Origin of the sequence: Myxococcus sp. RHSTA-1-4, from assembly GCF_020037125.1 — a bacterium.
GTDB lineage: Bacteria > Myxococcota > Myxococcia > Myxococcales > Myxococcaceae > Myxococcus.
The window spans coordinates 99,626-106,789 of record NZ_JAIQDG010000039.1 but is presented as its reverse complement, the minus strand read 5'-3'; the positions used below and the strand labels follow the sequence as shown (position 1 = coordinate 106,789).

Here is a 7,164-nt window from a genome sequence, read left to right as displayed (position 1 = left end):
AAAGCCTTGAGAACTCTCCACTTATCGGTCGGTCGCTACGCGGTGTTCCCTCTACCCGTGATCGATCCGGGCTAGTCGCCGACAAAGCAGGCTCCATTCCCAAAGTGAGACTTAAAATCTGTGGCTGTCAGCCGCCGGGATGGCAACGTGCGGAGCCTCCCTATTAGTGGGGAGTTGGGAAGCGGACAAAAAATATGAATCTTGAGGTCGCGGTGCTCTCTAGTTAATTGGCTTGTGTACAAGAGAATGCCGAAGCCAATTGTGGCCGGATCGGCCTTGAAGGCCTGAATCGTGTGCCAGTATTCAATAAGCTGCCAAAGGCCGCTCCAGTAGCCTCCGCCCACGCCGCTGCTGCTTGCCTTTGCTTCGACTGGGAAACGGTCGGGGAACGCTGAGATTTGCTGCGCTAGAGCGTTGCGCCGGGGAAGGCTGGGCTGCATCTGCGCAATGAGCCTGTGGATGCTGTTGCGGCCTTCGCCAACTGGAAGGGCTGCTACGAAGTCGGGCATGCGACGGCCTTGGTTTGCGCGGACGCGGTTTCTTGCCCGTTTGGCGCGCACAATCCTTTGTGGATTGACTCCGGCCAAATGCATGAGTGCGGCGATTCCGATTCCTTCTCCCAGGTTGCCAATCACGTCCTTAGACATGCTCCTGTGGGTTTGACGGTCGAACCCGCGCGGAAGCGACATGCCACGGGCAGGACTTGGTAATGATGTCGCTTTTCTAGCGGCATAGAAGCGGTCGTGCCCCCCCATGTCGAGCACCTCGTGCTCGCTCATGAGTTCCTGCCCCAAACTAATCAGTGATTGAGGAATGGACGTGCTTTGGAAGGGAGTTTGTTTCCGGCGCCCCAAATAGATCGACACCTTTAACGTTGGCATACGTGGAGCCCATGTCCCAGATGTTAAGCAATCAGGCGAAACTCGTCACTCGCGCAGTGAGCATGTTGAATGAGCCATCAGTCCTTCCCAGCCCCCTTCGGCGGACCCTCGCCACCCATGGGCGACAGCCGCGCCGACAGCGCGCCGGCCTGCTCGTGCGCCATCTTGTCGCGCGGTGAGCGGTAGTACTGCATGGGCGAGTGGTGCAGGAAGTTCGACACGCGGCTCGTGTAGAGACAGGCGTACTGCTCCACCTGGTACCCGAAGCGGCTGTTCTCGTTGCCCTCCTTGAACAACAGCCCCCAGTACGGGTTGAAGCCTTCCTCCACGTCCTCCTCCAGCGTGTCCGCGATGTCGTTCGCGTTCTTCAGCGCCCGGCGCATCCGGTCCAGCTCCGCCTTCGTCTGCCGCCGCAGCTCCTCCGCTTCCTTCCGCTCCTCCGCCGACAGCGGCTCGCGCTCCAGCCGGCGCTCCAGCGTGTTCAGCAGCGTCTTGTGGTGGTTCACCTCGTCGTCCAGACGCTCGCGCACCACCTCCACCTGCGACAGGGTGCCAATCTCCACCTGCCGCGAGTCCGTGTAGATGATCTCGTCCTCGATCTCCTGAACCACCATGCACGTGCGCCACAGCGACGACTTCTTCGACTTCAAGATGTCGCCGTAGATGTGGTCACCCACGTAGAGGATGTTCTCCCCGCGGTACCCCGTCAGCTCCTCGAACCGGGCCAGGTTGCCGCCCGAGTACACCTTGCCGCGGTCCAGCGACGTGGCCTCGCCCACCGCGGGGCCCGCCTCCGTGGACACGTCCAGCTCCAGGAACGGCCGCCCCTCCGTGAAGAAGCCCGGCTTGCCCGCCGCCGTCACCACCACGTCGAAGTAGTTCCTCCAGCTCGGGTACTCCGCGAGCTGCCCGTCCAGCAGGTACTTCATCACCGCGTCCGTGTAGTCCCACGCGGAGTTCGTCAGCAGGAACAGCCGCTTCCCGCCCGAGCGCAGCTTGTGCAACGCCGGCCCCAGCTCCGGGTCCTGGAACACGTACCGCCCCAGGTCCTTGCGCACCTCGCGCTTCAGCGAGTTGTCCCGGTGCACCGTGTCGATGGCCTCGCGGATGTCGTCGTACAGCTTCCCGTAATCCACCCGCTGCCCCAGCGACTCCAGCAGCTCGATGATGCCCGCGAACATGCACGTCTCCGGCAAGGCGAAGAGCGTGTCGTTCCACGCGAACTGCGGGTTGCGCAGCCGCACCCGCTTGTGGCGGTACAGCTCGCGCCACACCTCCGGCTTCAGCGGCCGCAGCCCGTGGAACGCGCGCCCCACGTGGCCGAACCGGTCCATCTTCAGGATGTTCCCGTTCACCCGGTCCACCGCCAGCCCGCGCATCACGAAGTGGTGGTCGTAGAGCAGGCCGCCCACTACCGGCGGATAGCCGTACTCGCTGACCAGCTTCGCCAACGTCATGTCGAACGAGAGCTGCTCCAGCCGGCGCATGTGGTAGATGGCCAGCGTGTAGTCCATGTCGAAGCCGACCATCTCGATGCTCGACATGCGCAGGTTGCGGTTGACGAACACCTCCCGCGCGCGGGGGACGAAGTCGCGCCGCTCGCGTGGCAACGTCAGCAGCCGGGTGAGCCCCTCGTCGGCCAGCAGCTCATGGGCCCGCCGGGAGGCGTCCTCGGCTCGCGCGCGGTTGAGAGGGGAACGGAAGCTCCCGTGCAGCGGGTCCTGCAAGGGCCCGCCAGGGATGGGACGGAAGGGAGAGAGAGTCGGAGCCACGGGACATCAACACATACCACGCGCGTCCCGCCCCGGCTCTCTCCTTGCGGGCTTGCGAGTGAGCGTGGCACGCTCTCCACCCCCAATGCGCTCGCCCGCCCGACGTCAGCCCTCGGAGAGTGCCGAGGAGGTCCATGCGCGCCTGTCCGCCAGGATTGCCGCGCTCGAGGACCGGGTGCGCCGTCTGGAGGCCCGGCTCCGCCTGAGCACCAGCACCCCGGCGCCCGTCGCCCGGCTGCCCTCCACCCGGGCCAGCGAGCCCGCCCGTTCCGCCCGCGCCCGCCCGCGCTGCCCCGGCTGTACGCTGGAGCTGCCGCCTGGCCGACGCGGTGAGTCGTGCGTCTGGTGCGGCTTCGTCTTCTCCGCCGTGTCCCGGCGCGGCCCGGCCCGAAAGAAGCGATGAGTGCCACCTACCGGCTGACGGGACGCATCGAGTCCGGCGAGCTCGCGGAGCTGTACGAGGGCCTCCAGCTCCCCGCGGGCGAGGTGGTGGTGAAGCTCTTCCACCCCAAGACGTCGGACCCGGCCTACGCCCTCGACCTCGCCGAGACGACGCGCCTCCTCCAGCCCGTTCGCCACCCCGGCATCCTCCACGTGGTGGACATCGGCGTCGTGCGCCAGCGGCTCGCCGTCATCCGGGAGGACCTGGACGGCTTCACCCTGGGCACCGCCTTGCAGCGCCTCCACACCAAGGAGGTGGTGCTGCCGCCTCCCGTGGCCCTCTACATCGTCATCCAGCTCCTGGAGGCCGTGCAGCAGGCCCATGAGGCGGGCGTCCTCCACGGCGCCCTCACGCCGGGCAACGTGGTGCTGTCCCGGGACGGCACACCCGCCGTCTGTGACTTCGGCGCGCTGCGCGCCCTGATGGCGGTGCCGCAGCTCCGGCGCTCGTTCGCGGGGCGGGGCCGTGGCACCTACCGCTCCCCGGAGGTGGCCCGCGGCGAGGCGTACACCGAGCAGTCCGACGTCTACTCCCTCGGCGCCATCGCCTACGAGCTGCTCACCCAGCGCGAGCCCGTGGTGGCCGGAGGGGGAGGGGTCTCCACGCGGCGCAGCGAGGCGCTGCCTCCCCCCAGCCGGTTGGACCGGCGCATCAACGGGCGGTTGGATCCGCTCATCCTCCGCGCGCTGGAGTCCGCCCCCCAGCGGCGCTTCCGCTCGTGCGGCGAGTTCGCCTCGTCGCTGCGCAACTTCCTCTCCGCCAGCGGCGGCATGCCCGGGCCGGACGACGTGCGCCGCTTCGTGAGCGAGCTGTTCCCCAACGAGGTGAGCCTCGCCAGCCTGGGGCCCGCGCCCTTCAAGGAGCCCTTCACGCTGGAGCCCATCTCCGGCGCGGAGATGGACGACCTGCACGCCGAGGAGCCCGAGGCCTCCATCATCCAGCGCGCGCCCTTCAGCCGCTCGCTCTCCGAGGACGAGGCCAGCGCCGAAACCCAGGAGGCCGCCGAGCCCGCCTTCGAGGAGTACCGCCCCGAGGACTACGAGCCTGCTCCCGCCACGCGCACCCGTGCCCCCTCGCAGCCCCCGGAAGCCGTAGGGGAAGGGGAGATCACCGGCCCCGGTCAGGCGGGCCCGCTGGAGCGGGGCTGGGAGGCTCCACCGGGCGCGGCGCCTCCGAAGCCACGCCGGCAGCTCGTACCCCAGGGAGGCACCGGCGGCGGGCAGCAGCCCACCCGCGTCGGCGCCCGCAACCCGCGCGTGAAGGTGGTGGAGGACTTCTCCGGGCCCAGCCCGTCCGAGGAGGACGAGGAGCTGTCCGTCTCCATCTCCACCTCCGGCCGCCGCACCGTCCGGCCCCGGCGCCCGAAGCCCGCCGAGGAGCGCGGCCCGCGCCCCCTGCCGGAGCCGTTCCCCTCGCGCCGGGGGACTTCGCGAGAGCGCGACGACATCGCGCTGCCTCCGCCGTCCGGGGTCGACCATGCCGCGGCCTCCCGGCGCCTCATGACGGAGGAACAGAACCTGTCCCGCGCCGCCAGCCGGCGTGGCCGGATGGTCGCCATCGCGGGCGCCATCGCCCTGGTGGGGGTGTTCAGCTTCGTCGTCGCCGCGTGGCAGCTCGGGGGGCAGAGCGGCACGGAGGCTCCGGTCGAGGAGCCCGCCGGCCCCCCGCCACTCCAGGCCCAGGTGCCGCCCCCCGCCGAGCCCGTGCCGGCGACGCCTCCCGTCGAGCCCCCTCCGGCGCCGGAGCCCGGCCCGCCGGCCCACGCGGCCGACGCCGCGCCCGAGGAAGAGGACGCGCCCGAGATGAAGGCGCCTCCGAAGTCCCAGCGCGCCTATGTCACCATCACCACCAACGTGCCCGCGCGGGTGTACATCGACGGGGAGCGGGTGAACCGCCGCACGCCCCTGACGCGCTTCCCCATCAAGGCGGGGACCCGGCTCATCCGGCTGGTCTCCGTGACGACCGGCGAGCCGCAGGAGATGGAGCTGCGCTTCACCCGGGGCCAGCATCGCAAGGTGGTGGTGGACTCCTTCAGCAGCGTTCCGAGGCGGTGACCATGGAGCGGACCCGCATCTACGTCGTCGAGGATCAACCGCAGCTCCTCAAGAACCTGGTCAAGGTGCTGGGCACCTTCCCGGAGCTGGAGGTCATTGGCACCGCGCAGGAGGGCGAGGCCGCGGTGGAGGAAATCCTCCAGTTGCGCCCGCAGCTCGTGCTGCTGGACCTGGAGTTGCCGGGCATCAACGGCATCCAGGTCACCCAGCGGGTGAAGCGCCGGGCGCCCGAGGTGGAGATCCTCATCCTCACGTCCTTCGACGACGAGCAGAAGGTGTACGAGGCCATCCAGGCGGGCGCGTCCGGCTACCTCGTCAAGCGCGTGGGCCCGGAAAAGATCCGCTCCGGCATCCAGGAGGTGATGGAGGGCGGCACCGTCCTGGAGCCCATCATCGCCCGCCGCTTCTGGAACTACTTCCAGTCCGTCCAGGCGAAGCCGGCCACGCCGGAGAAGAAGGCGGACAACCCCTGGAGTCTCACCCCCACCGAGTTCGACGTCCTCCGCTACGTGGCCAAGGGCCTGTCCAACGCCGAGGTGGGGCAGGTGATGACGCTGGAGCGGCGCACCGTGAGGACCCACCTGTCACATATCTACCGGAAGATGGGGGTCAACTCTCACGTGGAAGCCGTGGTGATGGCCTTGCGCGCGGGTGTCGTGGATCTATAGCCGCGCCCTCTGTATACGTTGGGGCCCTATGCGTAAGGCTTCCCAACTCAACGTCCCTGCTCGCGTGGCCGACCCGGCCCTCGAGTCCCTGTTCGACGTCCACGAGGCCACCCTTTCCAACGGCCTCCAGGTGAGGCTGCTGGCGAATCACCAGGCGCCCGTCGTCAGCCTCTACACCTTCTTCCAGGTGGGCAGCCGCAACGAGCGGCCCGGCATCACCGGCATCAGCCACCTCTTCGAGCACATGATGTTCAACGGGGCGAAGAAGTACGGCCCCAAGATGTTCGACAAGACGCTGGAGTCCAACGGCGGCCGCTCCAACGCGTACACGTCCAACGACATGACGGTGTACTACGACGACTTCTCCGCCGACGCGCTGGAGACGGTGCTCGACCTGGAGTCGGACCGGATGCGCTCGCTGCGCATCTCCCAGGAGACGCTGACCAGCGAGCGCGAGGTGGTGAAGGAGGAGCGCCGCGTCCGCGTGGACAACGACATCGCGGGCATCATGGACGAGGAGTTGGGCACGCTCGTCTACAAGGCGCATCCGTACCGCTGGCCCGTCATCGGGTGGATGGCGGACATCGAGAACATCTCCCGCGAGGACTGCCAGGAGTACTTCCGCACGTACTACGCCCCGAACAACGCGGTGCTCTACATCGTGGGCGACATCGACCCGAAGAAGACGCTGGCCCTGGTGCGCCGCTACTACGGCGACATCCCCCGCGGCCCCGCGCCCGTGAAGGTGATTGACGCCGAGCCGGAGCAGAAGGGCGAGCGCCGCGCCCTGGTGCGCCACCCCGCGCAGTCGCCCGCGCTGATGATTGGCTTCCGCGGCCCCGCCGCGCGCGAGGACGACACCTTCACCCTCGACGTGGCCCAGTACGTGCTGACGAAGGGGGAGGGGAGCCGGCTGGTGCGCTCGCTCGTGTACGAGCAGAAGCTGGCCGTCTCCATCATGCTGGACTGGAGCTGGCGCATCGACCCGGGCACCATCCTCTTCTACCTGGAGCTGAAGCCGGACTCCGACCCGCGGAAGGTGGAGGCCGCGCTGTACGCGGAGCTGGAGAAGATGGCTCGCGAGGGCGTCACCGAGCGCGAGCTGCAGAAGGCGCAGAACAACCTCCGCGCGGACCACATGCGCGAGCTGGCCACCAACAACGGCCGCGCCCATGCCCTGGGCCACTACGAGGCCCTGCTCGGTGACTGGCGCCGCCTGCTCACCCTGCCTTCCACCTACTCCTCCATCACCAACGACATGGTGAAGGCGGTGGCCGCGAAGTACTTCGCCCCCGAGCGCCGCTCCGTGGTGACGCTGCTGCCCGCGCCGTCCGAGGCTTGAAAGGA

General features: G+C 68.4%; 6 protein-coding genes. 4 read left to right on the top strand and 2 right to left on the bottom strand.

Going from position 1 to position 7,164, the window contains the following annotated elements:
• Positions 1-71 precede the first annotated feature (71 nt).
• Together K8638_RS37450 and K8638_RS37445 are read right to left on the bottom strand one after the other, a co-directional pair.
• Complete coding sequence (locus K8638_RS37450; RefSeq protein ID WP_223759521.1) at positions 72-779, bottom strand: hypothetical protein; 708 nt, start codon at positions 777-779, stop codon at positions 72-74.
• Positions 780-958: 179 nt separating this feature from the next.
• On the bottom strand, positions 959-2,653 hold the full coding sequence (locus tag K8638_RS37445; RefSeq protein WP_223759520.1) for an HAD-IG family 5'-nucleotidase: 1,695 nt from the start codon (positions 2,651-2,653) through the stop codon (positions 959-961).
• 85 nt (positions 2,654-2,738) lie between these two features.
• Between K8638_RS37445 and K8638_RS37440 the strand changes: the two genes are divergently transcribed.
• The 4 genes from K8638_RS37440 to K8638_RS37425 are packed head-to-tail and all read left to right on the top strand — an operon-like array spanning position 2,739 to position 7,159.
• On the top strand, positions 2,739-3,056 hold the full coding sequence (locus K8638_RS37440; protein WP_223759519.1) for a hypothetical protein: 318 nt from the start codon (positions 2,739-2,741) through the stop codon (positions 3,054-3,056).
• Positions 3,053-5,149 (top strand): serine/threonine-protein kinase, encoded by a 2,097-nt coding sequence (locus K8638_RS37435; RefSeq protein ID WP_223759518.1) that lies wholly within the window; start codon positions 3,053-3,055, stop codon positions 5,147-5,149. The genes K8638_RS37440 and K8638_RS37435 overlap by 4 nt, the downstream gene beginning before the upstream one ends.
• Before the next feature lie 2 nt (positions 5,150-5,151).
• On the top strand, positions 5,152-5,817 hold the full coding sequence (locus K8638_RS37430) for a response regulator transcription factor (protein ID WP_223759517.1): 666 nt from the start codon (positions 5,152-5,154) through the stop codon (positions 5,815-5,817).
• A gap of 28 nt (positions 5,818-5,845) precedes the next feature.
• The gene (locus tag K8638_RS37425) at positions 5,846-7,159 is read left to right on the top strand and encodes a pitrilysin family protein (protein ID WP_223759516.1); all 1,314 of its coding nucleotides are present in this window, start codon (positions 5,846-5,848) and stop codon (positions 7,157-7,159) included.
• Positions 7,160-7,164 lie beyond the last annotated feature (5 nt).